A 16,235-nucleotide genomic window follows, 5' to 3' on the forward strand; every position below is an offset into this window, starting at 1 on the left:
CCTGAATCTCGGGCGGCTCCCCCGGCGTCGTGGGAGGGTTGTTCGGACGCGGCGTCCGCGGTTTCGGTGTCGTCGGTGTGCACCGCGGGCTCCTCTCGGTCTTCGAATCTCAAAGTGGTACAGGTGTTTTCACGGTCACCAGCTCCGTTACCGTGCGGGCGAAGCGGCCGCGGGAGGTGGCGGCGACCGAGATCGCGTCGGCGTAGGTGTCGACGTCGGTGAGGGTCGGTAGGGCGTGGACGCGGAAGCCGGCGTGGCGCAGGGCGGTTTCGGTGAGTTCGCCGGTGCGGTCGGTGGACATGGGGATGTCGGTGAGCAGGTGGGCGGGGCGGGGGTCGCTCAGGCCCAGGGCCCACCAGCCGCCGTCGGCGGCGGGGCCGAGCACGGTGTCGCCGGTGGCGACCAGGCGGGCGGCCGAGCGGGTGAGCAGGTCGGCGTCGGCCTGCGGGGTGTCCATGCCGATCTGCAGGACCGGGACGCCGAAGTCGGCGGCGTCGAGGTGGGCGTTGGCGAGGCGTTCGCCGAAGCTGTCGCCGCGCTGCGGGACCACGGTCACGTCGCGCAGGGCCGCGGCCAGTTCGACCGAGCGTTCGGCGCGGTCGATGTCCCCGGTCCAGGCGACGACGCGATGGCGAATCCCGCTCTCGCGCACCGCGTCCAGGGTGTCGAGCAGGGCGCAGGCGGCCAGATAGGCGGCGTCGACCGGTGAGAACTGCGGGCTGAGCCGGGTTTTGGCGAAGCCCGGAATGGGCGATTTGGCCATGACCAGCAGGGTGGCGGGCACGGCGTCGGCCGCGCCGAGCGGGCCGTCGACGCCGGGACGCGGAAACATGATCTCGGTGGGTTCGCCAGTGTTCATCGCACACTCCAGAAGTCGCGGGCGGCACGCAGGGTGCCCAGCCAGGAACCGGAGACCTTGGACTCGCCGTGAGTCCGCGGCCGGTAGGTGATGTCACGTTCGAGGACCAGCCAGCCCGCCCGGGCGGCGCCGGTGAGCAAGGCCAGCGGATAGCCCGATCGGGCGTGCAGGTGGCCCAGGGCCTGCAGCCGGTCGCGCCGGGCCACCCGCATGGCGGCGATATCGTGCACGCGCAGCCCGTAGTGGCGGCGTAGCCGGAAGGCGAAGGCCCAGTTGCCGATTCGCGCGTGTAGCGGGATCGCGCCGGGCACGGCGGTGCGCCGGCGGCCGACCACCATGTCCACGCCGGGCCCGAATTCGGCCACCAGGCGCGGTAGCTCGCCGGGATCCAGCGAACCGTCACCGTCGAGCACGGCGACCAGCTCGGTGCGGGCGGCGTCGACGCCCGCGTGCACGGCGCTGCCGTAGCCGGGGTTCGCCTCGGTCACCACGGTCACCCCGGCCGCGCGCGCCACCTCGGCGGTGCCGTCGGTGGAACCGTTGTCCACCACGATCACCCGGTAGCCCACGGGAATTGCTGCCAGTACGCCGGGCAAGGCTTCCGCTTCGTCCCGGCACGGGATCACCACCGTGACCCCGGGTCCGGAGTCCAACTCGGTCATGGCCTCGACCGTACGGCCAACCGGGGCGTTTCGACCCCGGGACACGCATGACGAAAGTATGACAAGACCAGGCAGAATGACGATCCGGACAGTTCCGGCGGGTTTCGGGGCCTAGGGTTTGCCCCATGGCGAACGCTTCCGCGACGAGGGTCGCGCGCTACGTCTCGACCCGGGTGGACGGCTACTGCGCGCTCGTCGGCTTTCTACTCGTGCTGACCGCCTTCGCGGTTCCGCGAATCATAGGCAAACCGTGGAGCGACCGGTTGTACGCCGGGGCCGCACCGATCTTCGGCGGCTGGCTGCCGCACGTCGGCTGGGGCACGGTGCCCGCCCTGGCCGTCGCGATCGCGGTGGTGCGCTTCGGCCCGGACCTCGCCCGGCGACTGCCCTGGAACCGGCTGCTGCTGTCCGCGTGGGCGACCGCCGCCGCGTGGGCGTTCGCGCTGGCCATGGTCGACGGCTGGCAGCGCGGCTTCGCGGGCCGGCTCACCACCCGCGACGAATACCTGCACGAGGTCGGCGGCGTCCATGACATCGGTGCGATGTTGCGCGGATTCTCCGGCCGCATCCTGGATTTCCAGCCCGATTCCTGGACCACGCACGTGTCCGGGCATCCGCCGGGCGCGCTGCTGGTGTTCGTGCTGCTGGACCGGATCGGGCTGGGCGGGGGCGCGTGGGCGGGGCTGCTGTGCGTGGCGGTCGGGACCAGCGCCGCCGCGGCGGTGCCGTTCGCCATTCGGGCGCTGGGCTCCGAGCATCGGGCCCGGGCCGCAACGCCTTTCCTGGCGCTGATGCCCGCGGTCGTCTGGATCGCGGTCTCGGCCGACGGGCTGTTCGCGGGTGTGGGCGCGTGGGCCGTCGCGCTGCTGGCCCTGGCCACTCGCCGACAGCGGGGCTGGGTTGCGACCGCCTTCGCCTCCGGCCTGCTGTTCGGCTTCACCCTGTTCCTGAGTTACGGCCTTGTGCTGCTGGCGGTTCCGGCCGTCGCGGTCCTGCTGGCCCGCTCGTTCCGTCCGGCGCTGCCCGCGCTGCTGGGCGCGGCCGCGGTGGTGGCCGCGTTCGCGGCGGCCGGATTCTGGTGGCTCACCGGCTATCACCTGGTCGTGGAGCGGTACTACCAGGGCATCGCCAGCGAGCGCCCGTACTCCTATTGGGTGTGGGGCAATCTCGCCGCGACGGTGTGCGCGCTGGGGCTGGCCACCGTCGCCGCGGGCTGCCGGGTGCTGGTGGAGCTGGAGGTGCTGCCGCTGCATCCGATTCGAGAGTGGCTGCCCCGCTGGCGATCTCACGTCGATCCGGCGGCGCTGGTGGCGGCCGCCGGTGCCGCCGCCATTCTGATCGCGGATCTCAGCGGCCTGAGCAAGGCCGAGACCGAACGCATCTGGCTGCCCTTCGATGTCTGGGCGCTGGCCGCGACCGCGCTGCTCCCCCGCCACAGTGCCCGGTTCTGGCTCGTCGTGCAGGCGGCGGGGGCGCTACTGATCAATCACTTGATACTGACCAACTGGTGATCGACCGCGGCCGGTCGGCGGTGCGCCCACGGGCGCGCGGTCTCTAGCTCGGCGGCCAGCTGCAGCAGCAGGTACTCGCTGCCCGGCGCTCCCACGAACTGGGTGCCCAGCGGTAGCCCCGCGGCGGTCCAGTAGGTGGGCACGCTCATGGCCGGGCGGCCGGTGATGTTGGCCAGCTGGGTGAAGGGCACGGCCGCCAGGTTGGCGGTCACGAGATCCCGGTAGAAGCCGGTGCGCCCCAGCACATGTCCGGCGCCCAGGCGCAGTAGCGACGGCAGGACGGTGTCGGCGAGCGCGGGCGTGCGATTCTGGCCGATACGGATCGGCGGTTCGCCCAGGGCCGGGGTCAGCAGCAGGTCGTAGCGCTGATGAAACTCCGCGAGCGTGCGGGTGTAGTCGTTCCAGCGCGCGTGCGCGGCCATCAGTTCCGGTCCGCCGACCGCCCGGCCGACCGCGGCCAGCACCTGGGTGTCGACATCGAAATCGCCGGGGGCGCACCGGGTCACCCGGCAGGCTTCCGCGATCGTCTTGGCGACATTGGCGGTCCAGACGGTCATGAAGTCGAGCGCCAGCTGCCGGCCGTCGATGGCCGGGGCCGCGGGTTCGACGGTGTGGCCGAGTTCTTCGAGCAGCCCGGCCGCGTCGGTGACGGCCCGCACCGCCTCGACGTGAACCGTTGTTCCCAAAGGGGATTCACTGGTGAATCCGATGCGTAGTCGGCGTGGCGGTGCGGTGACGGCGTCCCGGAAGGGGCGATCGGGTCGCGGCACATGATAGGGCGCGCCCGGATCGGGTGCGCTGAGAATGTCCAGCATGACGGCGCTGTCGCGCACACTGCGCGACAGCACGCCCTCGCTGACCGCACCGAAGAGCGGATCTCCGACCGCCGGTCCGCCGGGAATCAGGCCGCGTCCCGCCTTGAGACCGAACAATCCGGTGCAGGCGGCCGGAATTCGAATCGAACCGCCGCCGTCGCTGGCGCCCGCGACCGGCACGATGCCCGCCGCGACGGCCGCCGCCGAGCCGCCCGAGGATCCGCCGGGCGTGCGCTCGAGATCCCACGGATTGCGGGTCGCGCCGAAGGTGCGGGTCTCGGTGATGCCCTTGCTGCCGAATTCGGGCGTGGTCGTCTTGCCGAACACGATCAGCCCGGCCGCGAGCCATCGCTCCACGGTGAGGCTGTTGCGTTCGGCCGGGACCGAACGCAGTGGGCCGGTGCCGCCCGAGGTGGGGTAGCCCGCGAAGTCCTGGGCGAGGTCCTTGAGCAGGAACGGAACACCCGCGAGCGGGCCGGTGTGCTCGGATCGGTCCGCGAGCCGCGTGCCGACCTGTTCCATCAGCAGGCTCACGGCATTGATCGACGGATCGACCTGCGCGCAGCGATCCAGCGCGAGACGCAGCAGCTCGGTCGGGTGCACCTCGCCCCGGGCCACCAGTTCGGCCAGTCCGACGGCGTCGTGGTCGCGGTATTCGTCGTATCTCATGCACCCAAGATAGCCGTACCAAGTGGTTACGCAACCAGTTGGACCGCTAAAATTCCGGCCATGGCCGACAGCGGGGACACGACGGGAAAGAAGATCGACGGCCGGGCGCTGCGCTTCGCGCACCGCCGCCCGGAACTGCTCGCCGCGGCCACCGAATACGTGCTCGACCACGGCGTGCACGAGCTGTCCCTGCGACGCGCCGCCGAGGTGCTCGGCGTCAGCCACGCCACCCTGATCCGGCATTTCCGCACCAAGGACGCGCTGATCTCCGAAGTGCTCGAACACATTCGAGCCGATTTCGAGCAGCGGCTGCTCACCGAGGAGTTGCGGACGGTCGACTCCCCGGCGGAACTGCTGCACGCGGCCTGGCGGCACCTGTGCCGGCCGCGCGAGCAGCGGCAGTTCCTGGTGCTGTTCGAACTGGTCGCCGTCGCCGCCCGCGGTCCCGAGCGTTCGCGATCACGCCTGGTCACCGACTGGCTGACGGTGATCGAGCGCGAGCTGGACCGGTATCGGTGGCCCGCCGAAACCGCCTCCCGCACAGCCACGTTCATCCTCGCCCAGGTGCGCGGGCTGCAATTGGATCTGCTCACCACCGGGGATCGGGCCCGGGTCGACGCCGCCTTCGAGATGACGGTGCAGACCCTGATGCGCGAGTACGCGGATCGCTGAGGGCTACCAGGTGGGCGCGCCCGCGGCGGCCGCGGGACGCAGTGGCGCGGTGGCGAATTCGGCCAGGCCGAGCGCCGGGGTGGTGATGGCCATGAAACCCAGGGTGCGACGGGCCCGTTCGGGACTGGCGACGATATGGCGGACATCGCCGGAGCGGTAGTCGCCGGTCACCACCGGCTGCTTGCCGCCGCACGCCTTGGCCAGCACGGTGGCGACCTCACCGATCGTGATGGGGTTCCCCGACGCGATATTGAGCGGCGTGAACGCCCCCAGCGGATGCTCGAGCGCCGCCACATTGGCGGCGGCGATATCGCGGACGTGGATGAAATCGCGGGCCTGGGTGCCGTCTTCGAAGACGCGCGGGGCATCACCGGCTTCCAGGGCGGAGCGGAAGATCGCGGCCACACCGGAATACGGCGTGTCCCTGGGCATGTCCGGACCATAGACATTGTGGTACCGCAGTGCGGTGACCGTGCCGCCGGTGGCCGCCGCCCAGGCCAGCGCGTAATGCTCCTGCGCCACTTTGGAAGCCGCGTACAGGCTGCGCGGCCGCAGCGGCGCGTCCTCGTCGATGGGCGCCCAGCACAGCGGACGACCGTCGGGCCCGCGGTGATCGAAGCGCCCATTGTCGAGGTCGTGGCGCTGACGCGGGGCCGGATCGACCTGCGCGCCCGAGGAATCCACGTACTTCCCCTCGCCGTAGACGACCATCGACGAGGCCAGCACCAGATGCCGGCAGTGCGCGCGTTCCATCGCCGCGAGCAGCACCGCGGTGCCGAGGTCGTTGTGACTGGCGTAGGCCGGCGCGTCCTGGGCGCTGACCCCCGCGCCGACCACGGCGGCCTGATGGCAGACCACGTCGATGCCGCGCAGCAGGTCGTCGAGTCCGTTCGGGTCGCGCACGTCGACGCGGGCGATGCCCGCCGGCGGGACGGCCGCGGTGCCGTGGGCGGCGGCGAGCATGAGGTCGACGGCGACGACCTCGTGCCCGGCGGCGCGGGCGGCGCGATGGATGTGCGAGCCGATGAATCCGGCCGCGCCGGTCAGAAGTACACGCATGGCGCCGATTCTGTGCGCCCGGCCCCGAGAATGCGCCCGGACTGGCCGAGTCCGCGTGGTTCGTCACGTTTTGGTCAGATCGCGGCGGTCTCTTCCCGACACGCGGCGGGGTCTTGCCTAGATCCGCGATCGGGCGCACAATTCATCACGTAGTGAATTCAACACTCGATGAATTGAGGGTGACCGTGACGGCACCAGCGACAACAATCGACGCCATCGCCATCGAGCACCTGGAAGTGCGGCGCGGTGGGCAGCAGGTTCTGCAGGACATCACGCTGACTGTGCCCCAGGGCAGCATCACCGGACTGCTGGGGCCGTCGGGGTGCGGGAAGACGACGCTCATGCGCAGCATCGTCGGCACCCAGATCATCGAATCGGGCACCGTGACCGTGCTCGGTGACGAGGCCGGATCACGCGCACTACGTCGGCGGGTCGGATACGTGACCCAGGATCCGAGCATCTACAACGACATCACCGTCGCCGAGAACGTCGCGTATTTCGGTGCGCTGTACGGGGCTTCGGCCGCCCAGGTCGAAACCGCGCTCGCGGCAGTGGGTCTCACCAGTCACATCGGCCATCGCGGCAGCGAGTTGTCCGCAGGCCAGCGCACCCGCGTCTCGCTGGCCTGCGCGCTGGTGGCCGATCCGGAGCTGCTGGTGCTCGACGAGCCGACGGTGGGCCTGGACCCGGTGCTGCGCGCGGATCTGTGGGAACAGTTCCACGCCCTCGCGAAACAGGGCCGCACCCTGCTGGTTTCGAGCCACGTCATGGACGAGGCCGAACATTGCGACAAGCTGCTGCTCATGCGCGAAGGGCGGCTGCTCGCCCAGCTCTCCCCCGCCGAATTGCGGTCCGACACCGGCGAATCCAGCCTGGAGAACGCCTTCCTCAAGCTGATCCGAATGGGAGAAGAGCTGTGACCGCGACCTTTTCGGCCAAGGACGGCGCGCGCCCGGCGGGCCCGCGTCCGCTGGGGTGCTACACCGCCACCACCATCCGCATCCTGCGTCAGCTGCGCGCCGACCGCCGCACGGTCGCCATGATCGTGCTGGTGCCCGCGCTGCTCATGACACTGCTGTACTTCGTGTACAAGAACTATCCGACCATGCCGCACGCGCCGCGGCTGTTCGACCGGATCGGCATCACCATGCTGGGGATCCTGCCGTTCGTGGTCATGTTCCTGATCACCGCCATCGCCATGCAGCGCGAACGGGTTTCGGGCACGCTCGAGCGGCTCATGACCACCCCGCTGGCCAAACTGGACCTGCTGGCCGGGTACGGCACCGCCTTCTCCATCGCCGCGACCGTACAGGCGGGCGTCGCGTGCCTGGTGGCGTTCTGGCTGCTGGGCCTGAACGCGGCGGGCAGTCCCGCGCTGGTCGTGCTCATCGCCGTCATCGATGCCGTGCTGGGTGTCGCCCTCGGCCTGCTGGCGAGCGCGTTCGCGCGCACCGAGTTCCAGGCCGTGCAGTTCATGCCCGTGATCGTGCTGCCGCAATTCTTCCTGTGCGGCCTGCTGGTTCCGCGCGGGCAGCTGCCCGGCTGGCTCGAGGCGATCAGCAATGTGCTGCCGCTGAGCTACGCCGTCGACGCCCTGCAGCAGGTCTCCACCCACACCGGAGTCACCGGCGAGATGTGGCGCGACATCCTCATCGTGGCCGTCTTCGCCGCCGTCGCACTGGGTTTGGGCGCGGCGACCCTACGCCGCCGCACGGCATGACCGGTTCCAACGGCACCCGCAGCGGACGACGTCCGGGCAATTCCGGCACCCGGGAGGCGATCCTCGACGCCGCCCGGGTCCGTTTCGCCGAAGTCGGCTTCGACAAGGCCTCGATCCGCTCCATAGCGACGGCGGCCGGCGTCGACCCCGCCCTGGTCCACCACTACTTCGGCACCAAACACCAATTGTTCGCCGCCGCACTGCAACTCCCCGTCGACCCCCAGACCATCCTGTCCGGCTTCGCCGCAGTCCCCAGAACAGAACTCGGCACCCACATCGTCCGCACGGTCGTCACCATCTGGGACTCCCCCGCCGGCATGCCCGCCGTCGCCGCCATCCGCAGCCTCCTCGCCAGCGACGACCCCACCCTGGCCCGCACCTTCCTCCTGGAGATCGTCCTCAAAGAGATCCGCCCCCTGGTGGATTCACCCCCGGGCACCGGTGCGAAACGCGCAGCCCTCGCCGCCTCCCAACTGGCGGGCCTGCTCGTCACCCGAAAAATCCTGCGCCTGGAACCCATCGCCTCCATGCCCGTCGAAGAACTCGCGGCCACGGTCGGCCCCACCCTCCAGCGATACTTCACCGGCGATCTCCCGCTTCAGAATTGACCACTATCGACTGTTGGGGCCTTGCGGCGGTATCCATTGCTGTTGCGTCTGAACCCAACCCTGAGGCGGCATTCCCATCACGTGGTGCGCGACCGGCGCATACTGCGGCGCGACCGGGATACGCGGGGTGCGGTAGCGCGGCGCGGCGGTGGCCGCCGCGATCGCCACCACCATCACGACCAGCGCGAGCCCGGTGGCCACGAACAACAGCCACGCCGCGACGCCGAGATCGCCGAACCCGACCTTGCCGAACAGTTCCCGATCCACAATATCGAGCGACAACAGCAGTCCGATCGCGAAAAGAGCCGCGGCACCGGCGATTCCCGCCTTCTTACCGTGCCCGACGAACGACAGGACCGCCGCGACCAACGCGACTACCGCACCCGCCACGACGGGCACTCCCTCGATTTGCGTATGGTTCAATACCTTCCACATGGTTCTGCTGCCGAGGAGATGGCCGAACGTGGAGCCCACCATCAATCCGGCGAGCGGAAGCAACAGCACGCCCACCGCGATATCCAGACCACCTGCGCGAGGCTGCAGCGGACGACCGTAGCTGTCCATCGGTGGCGCGGGCACGGGGGCACGGCCGACCAACACACCCACCAGCGCCGGTACGGCCACCACCGCAGCGACAACGAACACCCAGTAACCGGCCCCCAACGTCTTCGTGGCCGTGCCGACGTAACCCATCGGTGTGACGAGCGCCAGCAGCGCGGCGGCCAATCCGGCCGCCATGCTCGCGGCCGACACCGTGACCGCCCGCGCAACCCGATAGCGCGCCGCGAGTCCGGTCAGCAACAGCACACCGCCTACAGCGGCCACCACCGCAACCAAGATCATGGCGATGCCGAGAAGCTGTTGGGTGTCTTTGTCCAAGGCATCCCGGATGGCCGCGGGGAGACGGTCATTGCCGCGGCTGGTGAACGACCACGCACCCCATGTCTGATGAAAGGCGCCGACGATCGTCGGGTAAGCCTTTGCTCCCTGGGTGATGTTGCCACTGAATTCGGCCAGCTTCAGCAACGAACCAACCATGAACAGCACCGCGAGCAGGATCAGCAGGGCACCGGCGACCATATCGCGGCCACGGCCTCTCGCCGGAACCTGCACTCCGCCATCCGAATTCGGCCACTCCGGACCGCCGGTCCCCGCCACCCAGGGCACACCCGGCCCATGCGAACCGGGCACAGATGCCGCGGGCCACCCCGGCGCGGGCGGGCGCGGGTCGGTCGAATGATCAGCCGGGCCGAACGGATTCTGCGATGGGCCGGGTCCCCCGAAAGTGCTCACCCGGGAACCATAGAGGATTCCGGGGTGAGCGGCCGCTCATGGAAAGAGCGGCGGGAGTGGGTGATTCAGTTCTGGGTGAGGAAGTAGGTGTGGTCTTCGTCGGAGACGTCGCGGGCCTCGTCGATGAGGAGGACCGGGATGCCGTTGTCGACGGGGTAGGCGCGGTGGAGGCGGGGGTTGTAGAGGACCGTGTCGCCCGCGGGGGTGTGGGCGAGCTGCAGGGGGCCCTTGTCCTGCGGGCAGGCGATGAGGGTCAGCAGGGTGGGGTCCAGGGTTTCCTCCGACATGGTCGATAACCTACCGGGCCGGGGTGGAGGGCGGGGAATCGGTGGGGCGGCGGAAGCTGATGTGGCGATGGCCGAAGAAGCTGGCGACCGCGACCAGGCCCATGACGATGACCGCGGCGGGCTTGGCGGGGGCGTGCAGCAGGGAGACGGCCAGCTGCAGCAGGACCATGTTCAGGACCATGCCGACCAGGTTGACGCCGACGAAGGCGACGAAGTCGCGCAGCACGTGGCCGCGGACGCGGAACACCAGGGTGCGGTGCAGGACGAAGGCGATCACCATGCCGACCGCGTACGCCAGGGCCACCGACAGCGCGGCGGCCACGTCCTTGGAGACCGCGTCGCCCAGGACGGTCAGCCAGACGATGGTCAGCACCATCCCCATGAGCGTGTTGAACGCGCCGACCAGCGCGAACGCGACCTCCTGGCGACGCACCAGCCGCAGCAGCGGGCCGGCCGGGGCGTGCTCAGGATGCGTCGGCGGGTCCTCGGTCAGCGAGTGGTGCGCGTCGCTCATTTCGCCGAACCCACCAGTCCGCGATCCGGATCGTCGATCTGTTCGACGGCCGGTGCGCCCGCCCCGCGCCGCCGCGAACGCACATACAGCCACTGCAGCACGCCGATCCCGACGAGTCCGGCTCCGGCGCTGCCGATTCCGATCTTCCAGCCCGGCGGCCGCCAGCTCAGCTCCAGCTCGGCATTGTTCGTTCCGGCCGGAATGTCCACGGCCACGAAGACTTTCGACACCGTGTGGAACGGGATGGTCTTGCCGTTGAGCGTGACGCGGTAGCCGGGCCAGGCCAGGCGTGCGAAGGTCAGCCGTCCGCCGGTCTCCGAGGACACCCGCACCTTGCTGGTGCTGTCGGTCTCCTCGATCGAGGTGGCGGTCACGTCGTGGGCGTCGCCGATGCGGCCGTTCACCCTGGAGATGGGCCCGCCGTCGCGTTCGAGCACCCAGATGTACTTGTCGTGGCCGGGCACGTCCACGAAATGCCAGCCGTCCGGGGCGGGTTGGTTGCCCGCGTCGGGGAACATGGCCTTCTGCAACACGACACGGTCGATGAGCATCAGGTCGGCCAGCGTGCGCCCGGTGGTCGGTTCGGGGCCGAACAGCCGCCGGTACGAGTCGGGGCAGACGCTGGAATCCCATTCCATGCACAACATCTGCATGAAGTAGAAGTAGCCGTTGGGCGTGTACCCGTTGACGTAGCCGTCGCGTTCCAGGTGCTTGGCGTAGTTGCCCCACACCAGTGAGCCGTACGCGCCGTCGAGGTTCTTCTCGGCCGGTTGCAGCAGTCCGCGGTTGGCGAGCTGCAGGGTGGTGCCGCCCTCGAACTTCGGGAACGCGGCCATGGCCTCGGTGCGGTTGGCGGGCAGGTTCCACGACATCGGCGTGGGCTGCACCCACCACACCTGGAACCAGGCGACGGGCACCATGGCCGCGATCACCAGCGCGGTGGCGGCGGAGACGCCGCGGGTGCGGCCCAGCCACACCGCGCCCAGCCCGAGCGCGATCACCACGGCCGCCGAACCCAGATGCCAGAGCACATCGTGCGGGTCGGCGGAGAAGGTCCGCACCCACAGCGCCAGCACCAGCACCAGGGCCGCGATGATCCGATTGTTGCGATCGCGCAGGGTGCCGAACCGACCCAGCAGCACGCACACCAGCACCAGCAGCCCCAGCGCCAGCATGGGCAGCACGCGGGCGGGCCAGCGCAGCGGGCCGACGACGCCGGGCCCGGCCGTCCACATCAGGGCCATCAACGCGAACAGGGCGATCGCGACGAACTGCTTCCAGTGTTTCTGTGCCGCTTTCCAATCCACGAACGCCAGCGCCGGAATCAGGAACCAGGCGATGTAGGTCATGGGCAGCGGCTGGATGTAGCCCCACCAGGATTGGAAGGCGGGCAAGGTGGTCGGCAGGCTGGCGTTCAGCGATTCCGACCACGGCACCGTAAGGAACTGGTCGTTATTGATCTGCGAATTGCCGCGCGCGGTCACCTGCGCCGACAGCATCGAGGGCAGGAACGTGAGCAGACCCGCCAGCCCCGCGCACACCGCCGCGGCGACCAGACGCCCGAGCGGGGCCAGCGCCTCGCGCGTCCGGGTCCGCAGGGCGCCGCCCTGGCACACCAGGTAGCCGACGGCGACCGCGAGCAGCATGAGCACGGCCTCGACGGACGGGAACACGTACTGCACCGAGATCGCCAGGTACAGGTAGACGAAGACCGGGATCGGCCCGCCCTTGCCGCGCAGATACCGCTCCGAGGACGCCCACGCGTGGACCATCCAGGCGGTGCCGGACATGGCGGTGAACCAGCTGGCCTCGTCGAAGAACAGGAAGAAACCGGTGAACGGCATGGCCACGCCGGCGACCGCGGCCCACTGCGGGCGCGACCCGTAGACCAGGCAGACGCGGTAGACGCCGAGCCCGGTGATGATCGCGAAGATCAGCTTCACGATGGTGGCGTACACGACCAGATCGGGCACCGAGGGCGCGATCAGATCGATCAGCAGCTGCGGCGGGTTGAACAGTCCCGCTTCCTCATTGGTGTAGTTGCCGGTCATCCACTGCTCCGGAATCAGCAGCGGGAAGTGGCCGTCGCGGAAGGCGCGGCCGAAGAACACCCACAGCCCGGAGTACTGGGATTCGGTGTCGTCGGTGAAGAAGTGGCGGGGGTTGGCCAGGATGACCGCCAGGTAGCCGAATGTGACGCCGAGCGCGGTGACAATGCCCCAGCGGTACACCTCGCGGCGAGCCGTGCGCGTCTTCTCGTCCGTCCCGGACCCGGTGGCCCCGACCACCTTGGAAACTGAGCTCTCCACCACGAGTTCCAGACCCTACAGGGCGACGGTGTCGATGGCACTTACGCCAAGCCGTTGGCGGGCATGGGCTCCGTTGCGAAGCGATGGCGTAGGGAATGATGGTTCGGGTGTGAACACTTCGCACCGAATGCCGCACCGAGCAGCGTGTTAGAGTTCAGCGCGGCTCGGACAACGTCTCCTGGCGTGGAGTTCCGGCGCACACCGTCATCGAAAGTACATTCAGCTGATGCCGATTTCGTCCGCACGCACCGACGTACGTGACTCCAGCGTGACCTCCGGCAGCGAGCATCCGACGCGGGTGCACGCCGTCTCCGTCGTGGTGCCCGTGTACCGGGGCGAGGAGACCATCGCCTCGCTGGTCAGCGAGCTGGACAAGCTCGGTGAACCGGTGACGACGCCGCGGGGCGCGACCTTCCGGGTCGAGGAGATCGTCCTGGTCCACGACCACGGCCCCGACCGCTCGGATGTGGTGCTGCAGGAACTGATCGAGACCTACCCGCAGGTGCGGGTGGTGTGGATGAGCCGCAATTACGGCCAGGACGCCGCCACCATCGCGGGCATGGCCGCCGCGCAGGGCGACTGGACGGTCACCATGGACGAGGACGGCCAGCACGACCCGGCCTTCATCGCCGACTTCCTGGACGCGGCCCTGGCCCAGCGCGCCGACCTGGTCTACTCCAAGCCGGTCAACACCCGCCCGCACGGCTTCCTGCGCAACATCACCTCGCGCGGCGCGAAGCTGGTGCTGGCGACCCTGTTCGCCTTCCCCGACTCGACCCGTTTCGAGAGCTACCGGCTGATCCGCGGCGATATCGCCCGCCAGCTCGCGCAGGTCGCCTCCAATGGCGTGTACCTGGACGTGGCGCTGACCTGGGTGGTCGGCGATGTCGCGCAGGTGCCGGTGCAGTTGCGCGCCGAGGGCCGCGAGGAGTCCGGCTACAACTACCGCCGCCTGTTCTCGCTGTTCTGGAAGATGGTGCTGTGCAGCGGAACTCGCGGCCTGCGCCTGGTCAGCATGCTGGGTTTGACGCTGGCGCTGGGCGGGCTGGGTATGGCCGGCTGGGTGGTCTACCACGCGCTGACCAACAGCGGCGCCGACCCCGAGGGCTGGGCCTCGCTCATGACGGTGCTGCTGCTGTGCTCGGGCGCGGTGCTGTTCTCGCTGGGCCTGATCGCCGAATACCTCGGCGTCGCACTGCATGTGCTGGTCGGCAAGCCGCTCTACCTGACAGTCGACACACCGACCCCGCGGCCCGAGAATTCGGGCCGTTACGAAGTAAGCGAATACGAACCGGCAGCGAGGGGGATCTCCGCGCGTGAGCAGTGACCGCATCATCTTCAGTCGCCCCTTCCGCGCCACGCGCGAACTGCCGAACGTGGAGGCGGTGCTGTCCTCGGACCACAGCCACGGCGACGGCCCGTTCACCGCTGCCGCCACCGCGAAACTGCGCGACATCACCGGTGCGCCGCACGCGCTGCTGACCACCTCGTGCACGCACGCCCTCGAAATGGCCGGGCTGCTGCTGGAACTCGGGCCCGACGACGAGGTGATCGTGCCCAGCTTCGCGTTCACCTCCAGCGCGACGGCCATGGCGCTGCGCGGCTCGACCGTGGTGTTCGCCGATATCGACCCCGAGACCGGCAATCTGGATCCGGCGTCGGTGGCCGAGGTCATCACGCCGCGCACCAAGGCCGTCATGGTCATCCACTACGGCGGGGTGGGCGCCGACATGGAAGGGCTGCAGTGCCTGGCGGATTCGCACGGATTCGCCATCATCGAGGACAACGCGCACGGCCTCGGCGGCTTCTACCGGGGCCGTCCGCTGGGCACCATCGGCACCGTCGGCGCGCTGTCGTTCCACGACACCAAGAACGTGCACTGCGGTGAGGGCGGCGCGGTGCTGCTCACCGACGAAATCCTCATGGCCCGTGCGGAGATCATCCGCGAGAAGGGCACCGACCGGGCGCGCTTCCTGCGCGGCGCGGTGGACAAATACTCCTGGCAGGACATCGGATCCTCGTATCTGCCCAGCGAATTGAACGCCGCCGTGCTCGACGCGCAGCTCGCGGAATTCGACACCATCCAGGCGAACCGGCACCGCGTGTGGAACCACTACGCGGCCGCGCTCCCGGAGTGGGCCGCCCGCAACGACGTTCGCCTGATGAACGTCCCCGCCGACCGCGAGCACACCGCGCACCTGTACTATCTGCGCGTCCCCACCGAGCACCGGCGTGACGACCTGATCCGGCATCTGTCCGGGCTCGGCATCGTGGCCCCGTTCCACTATGTCCCGCTGGACTCCTCGCCCGCCGGGCTGAAGCTGGGCCGCACCCCGTTCCGGTGTGCCCGCAGCGCCGAGTTCTCCGCGACGCTGGTCCGCCTGCCGCTGTGGCCGGGCCTGACCGAGCAGCAGTTGGACCGCGTCGTGGACGGCGTCACCAGCTTCACGGTGTAGCCGGCCGCTTCGAGCCGAACAGCCCCGCGTAGGCGAGCGCACCGAGCGCACCGCCCAGCAGCGGGAACACGATGAACGCCCACAGCTGACCCCACGCGTCCTCCTGGAAGGGGGCCGAGGCGAGGCTGCGGGCAGGGTTGATGGACGCGTTGTCCACCGGAATGGCCACCAGGTTCGTCATCGCGAGGGTGAGGCCGATGGCCACGCCCGCGAGCGCGGTGTCGGCCACCTTGTCGGTCACCGCCAGCACGACCAGCACCAGCAGCGCGGTGAGCACCACCTCGACCACGATGGCCGAGCCGAGCCCGAAACCGTCCTTGCCCGCCTGATGCGGACCGTATTCGCCCCAGCCGTTGGCCGCCAGTCCGTCGGTTTCGCGGTGATAGTCGGGCAAGCCGTTCGCTACGACGTAGACCAGCATGCCGCCGACCAGCGCCCCGACCGCCTGCGCCACCGTGTAGAGCGCCGCGGTCAGCGCGTGGATCCGGCCCAGGAGCAGATGGCCCAGTGTCACAGCGGGATTGACGTGACACCCCGACACCCGGCCGAGGGTGTAGGCCAGGCACAACAGGACGAACCCGAACGCCAGCGAGACCCCCAGGGCCCCGACCCGCGACCCCGCCAGCACGGCGGCGCCCACCCCGCCGAAGACCAGCAGGAAGGTTCCGACCCCTTCGGCGGCGAGCTTGCGTCCCAGCGAAACTTCGCCCCGATCAACATCTTCCGCAACCACTCCGCCAGCCGCACGCACCATGTCCACCCACCCCTTCGAGGTAAGCAGCATCGAAATACGATGTTGTA

Annotated in this window: 16 protein-coding genes; 7 read left to right on the forward strand and 9 right to left on the reverse strand. The window is 69.5% G+C overall.

All coding sequences use genetic code 11. The features are described 5' to 3' along the window. Window positions 1-109: 109 nt before the first annotated feature. Together GPX89_RS38340 and GPX89_RS38345 are read right to left on the reverse strand one after the other, a co-directional pair. Entirely contained in the window at window positions 110-832 is a 723-nt protein-coding gene (locus GPX89_RS38340) for a TIGR04282 family arsenosugar biosynthesis glycosyltransferase (protein WP_157392857.1), read from the reverse strand. Window positions 833-855: 23 nt separating this feature from the next. Beyond that, entirely contained in the window at window positions 856-1,521 is a 666-nt protein-coding gene (locus tag GPX89_RS38345) for a glycosyltransferase family 2 protein (protein ID WP_157392679.1), read from the reverse strand. Between the two features lie 125 nt (window positions 1,522-1,646). Here GPX89_RS38345 and GPX89_RS38350 point away from each other — a divergent pair, with 125 nt between their 5' ends. Next, window positions 1,647-3,032, forward strand: coding sequence for a hypothetical protein (locus GPX89_RS38350; protein WP_235949073.1), 1,386 nt, complete (start codon window positions 1,647-1,649; stop codon window positions 3,030-3,032). On the opposite strand, the gene GPX89_RS38355 is transcribed toward GPX89_RS38350, so the two are convergent. Beyond that, on the reverse strand, window positions 3,008-4,516 hold the full coding sequence (locus GPX89_RS38355) for an amidase (RefSeq protein WP_157392680.1): 1,509 nt from the start codon (window positions 4,514-4,516) through the stop codon (window positions 3,008-3,010). The genes GPX89_RS38350 and GPX89_RS38355 overlap by 25 nt on opposite strands. 60 nt (window positions 4,517-4,576) lie before the next feature. Here GPX89_RS38355 and GPX89_RS38360 point away from each other — a divergent pair, with 60 nt between their 5' ends. Continuing rightward, the gene (locus tag GPX89_RS38360) at window positions 4,577-5,188 is read left to right on the forward strand and encodes a TetR/AcrR family transcriptional regulator (protein ID WP_157392681.1); all 612 of its coding nucleotides are present in this window, start codon (window positions 4,577-4,579) and stop codon (window positions 5,186-5,188) included. Between the two features lie 3 nt (window positions 5,189-5,191). Here the strand turns inward: GPX89_RS38360 and GPX89_RS38365 are convergent, their stop codons facing one another. After that, window positions 5,192-6,247 carry an NAD-dependent epimerase/dehydratase family protein gene (locus GPX89_RS38365; protein ID WP_157392682.1) on the reverse strand — a complete coding sequence of 352 codons (1,056 nt, stop codon included), beginning with the start codon at window positions 6,245-6,247 and terminating at the stop codon, window positions 5,192-5,194. A gap of 185 nt (window positions 6,248-6,432) precedes the next feature. On the opposite strand from GPX89_RS38365, the gene GPX89_RS38370 reads away from it, so the two are divergent. Genes GPX89_RS38370 through GPX89_RS38380 form a run of 3 tightly spaced genes read left to right on the forward strand, consistent with a single transcriptional unit; the run spans window position 6,433 to window position 8,575 of the window. Next, on the forward strand, window positions 6,433-7,167 hold the full coding sequence (locus GPX89_RS38370; protein ID WP_328602788.1) for an ABC transporter ATP-binding protein: 735 nt from the start codon (window positions 6,433-6,435) through the stop codon (window positions 7,165-7,167). A 50-nt stretch (window positions 7,168-7,217) separates the two neighbouring features. Beyond that, the gene (locus GPX89_RS38375; protein WP_157392859.1) at window positions 7,218-7,967 is read left to right on the forward strand and encodes an ABC transporter permease; all 750 of its coding nucleotides are present in this window, start codon (window positions 7,218-7,220) and stop codon (window positions 7,965-7,967) included. Further along, on the forward strand, window positions 7,964-8,575 hold the full coding sequence (locus GPX89_RS38380; protein WP_157392684.1) for a TetR/AcrR family transcriptional regulator: 612 nt from the start codon (window positions 7,964-7,966) through the stop codon (window positions 8,573-8,575). The genes GPX89_RS38375 and GPX89_RS38380 overlap by 4 nt, the downstream gene beginning before the upstream one ends. A 3-nt stretch (window positions 8,576-8,578) precedes the next feature. On the opposite strand, the gene GPX89_RS38385 is transcribed toward GPX89_RS38380, so the two are convergent. The 4 genes from GPX89_RS38385 to GPX89_RS38400 all read right to left on the reverse strand — a co-directional run bounded on the left by GPX89_RS38385 (window position 8,579) and on the right by GPX89_RS38400 (window position 12,900). Further along, entirely contained in the window at window positions 8,579-9,688 is a 1,110-nt protein-coding gene (locus GPX89_RS38385) for a hypothetical protein (RefSeq protein ID WP_157392685.1), read from the reverse strand. A 245-nt stretch (window positions 9,689-9,933) separates the two neighbouring features. Then, entirely contained in the window at window positions 9,934-10,155 is a 222-nt protein-coding gene (locus GPX89_RS38390) for a Trm112 family protein (RefSeq protein WP_157392686.1), read from the reverse strand. Between the two features lie 10 nt (window positions 10,156-10,165). Continuing rightward, window positions 10,166-10,669 carry a GtrA family protein gene (locus GPX89_RS38395; RefSeq protein WP_198347792.1) on the reverse strand — a complete coding sequence of 168 codons (504 nt, stop codon included), beginning with the start codon at window positions 10,667-10,669 and terminating at the stop codon, window positions 10,166-10,168. Further along, entirely contained in the window at window positions 10,666-12,900 is a 2,235-nt protein-coding gene (locus tag GPX89_RS38400; RefSeq protein ID WP_328602841.1) for a hypothetical protein, read from the reverse strand. The genes GPX89_RS38395 and GPX89_RS38400 overlap by 4 nt, the downstream gene beginning before the upstream one ends. Before the next feature lie 376 nt (window positions 12,901-13,276). Between GPX89_RS38400 and GPX89_RS38405 the strand changes: the two genes are divergently transcribed. Then, on the forward strand, window positions 13,277-14,305 hold the full coding sequence (locus GPX89_RS38405; protein ID WP_328602842.1) for a glycosyltransferase: 1,029 nt from the start codon (window positions 13,277-13,279) through the stop codon (window positions 14,303-14,305). After that, entirely contained in the window at window positions 14,295-15,434 is a 1,140-nt protein-coding gene (gene rffA, locus GPX89_RS38410; RefSeq protein WP_328602789.1) for a dTDP-4-amino-4,6-dideoxygalactose transaminase, read from the forward strand. The genes GPX89_RS38405 and rffA overlap by 11 nt, the downstream gene beginning before the upstream one ends. Here rffA and GPX89_RS38415 read toward each other — a convergent pair. Further along, complete coding sequence (locus GPX89_RS38415; protein ID WP_157392863.1) at window positions 15,424-16,188, reverse strand: aquaporin; 765 nt, start codon at window positions 16,186-16,188, stop codon at window positions 15,424-15,426. The genes rffA and GPX89_RS38415 overlap by 11 nt on opposite strands. Window positions 16,189-16,235 lie beyond the last annotated feature (47 nt).

Source organism: Nocardia terrae (genome assembly GCF_009760405.1).
In the GTDB taxonomy this organism is placed as follows: Bacteria; Actinomycetota; Actinomycetes; order Mycobacteriales; family Mycobacteriaceae; genus Nocardia; species Nocardia terrae.

Excerpts from the sequence above, each read along its gene's own strand:
- GPX89_RS38340 (WP_157392857.1), bottom strand. The coding sequence starts at position 832 with ATGTTTCCGCGTCCCGGCGTCGACGGCCCGCTCGGCGCGGCCGACGCC.
- GPX89_RS38345 (WP_157392679.1), bottom strand. The coding sequence starts at position 1,521 with ATGACCGAGTTGGACTCCGGACCCGGGGTCACGGTGGTGATCCCGTGC.
- GPX89_RS38350 (WP_235949073.1), top strand. The coding sequence starts at position 1,647 with ATGGCGAACGCTTCCGCGACGAGGGTCGCGCGCTACGTCTCGACCCGG.
- GPX89_RS38355 (WP_157392680.1), bottom strand. The coding sequence starts at position 4,516 with ATGAGATACGACGAATACCGCGACCACGACGCCGTCGGACTGGCCGAA.
- GPX89_RS38360 (WP_157392681.1), top strand. The coding sequence starts at position 4,577 with ATGGCCGACAGCGGGGACACGACGGGAAAGAAGATCGACGGCCGGGCG.
- GPX89_RS38365 (WP_157392682.1), bottom strand. The coding sequence starts at position 6,247 with ATGCGTGTACTTCTGACCGGCGCGGCCGGATTCATCGGCTCGCACATC.
- GPX89_RS38380 (WP_157392684.1), top strand. The coding sequence starts at position 7,964 with ATGACCGGTTCCAACGGCACCCGCAGCGGACGACGTCCGGGCAATTCC.
- GPX89_RS38390 (WP_157392686.1), bottom strand. The coding sequence starts at position 10,155 with ATGTCGGAGGAAACCCTGGACCCCACCCTGCTGACCCTCATCGCCTGC.
- GPX89_RS38395 (WP_198347792.1), bottom strand. The coding sequence starts at position 10,669 with ATGAGCGACGCGCACCACTCGCTGACCGAGGACCCGCCGACGCATCCT.
- GPX89_RS38415 (WP_157392863.1), bottom strand. The coding sequence starts at position 16,188 with ATGGTGCGTGCGGCTGGCGGAGTGGTTGCGGAAGATGTTGATCGGGGC.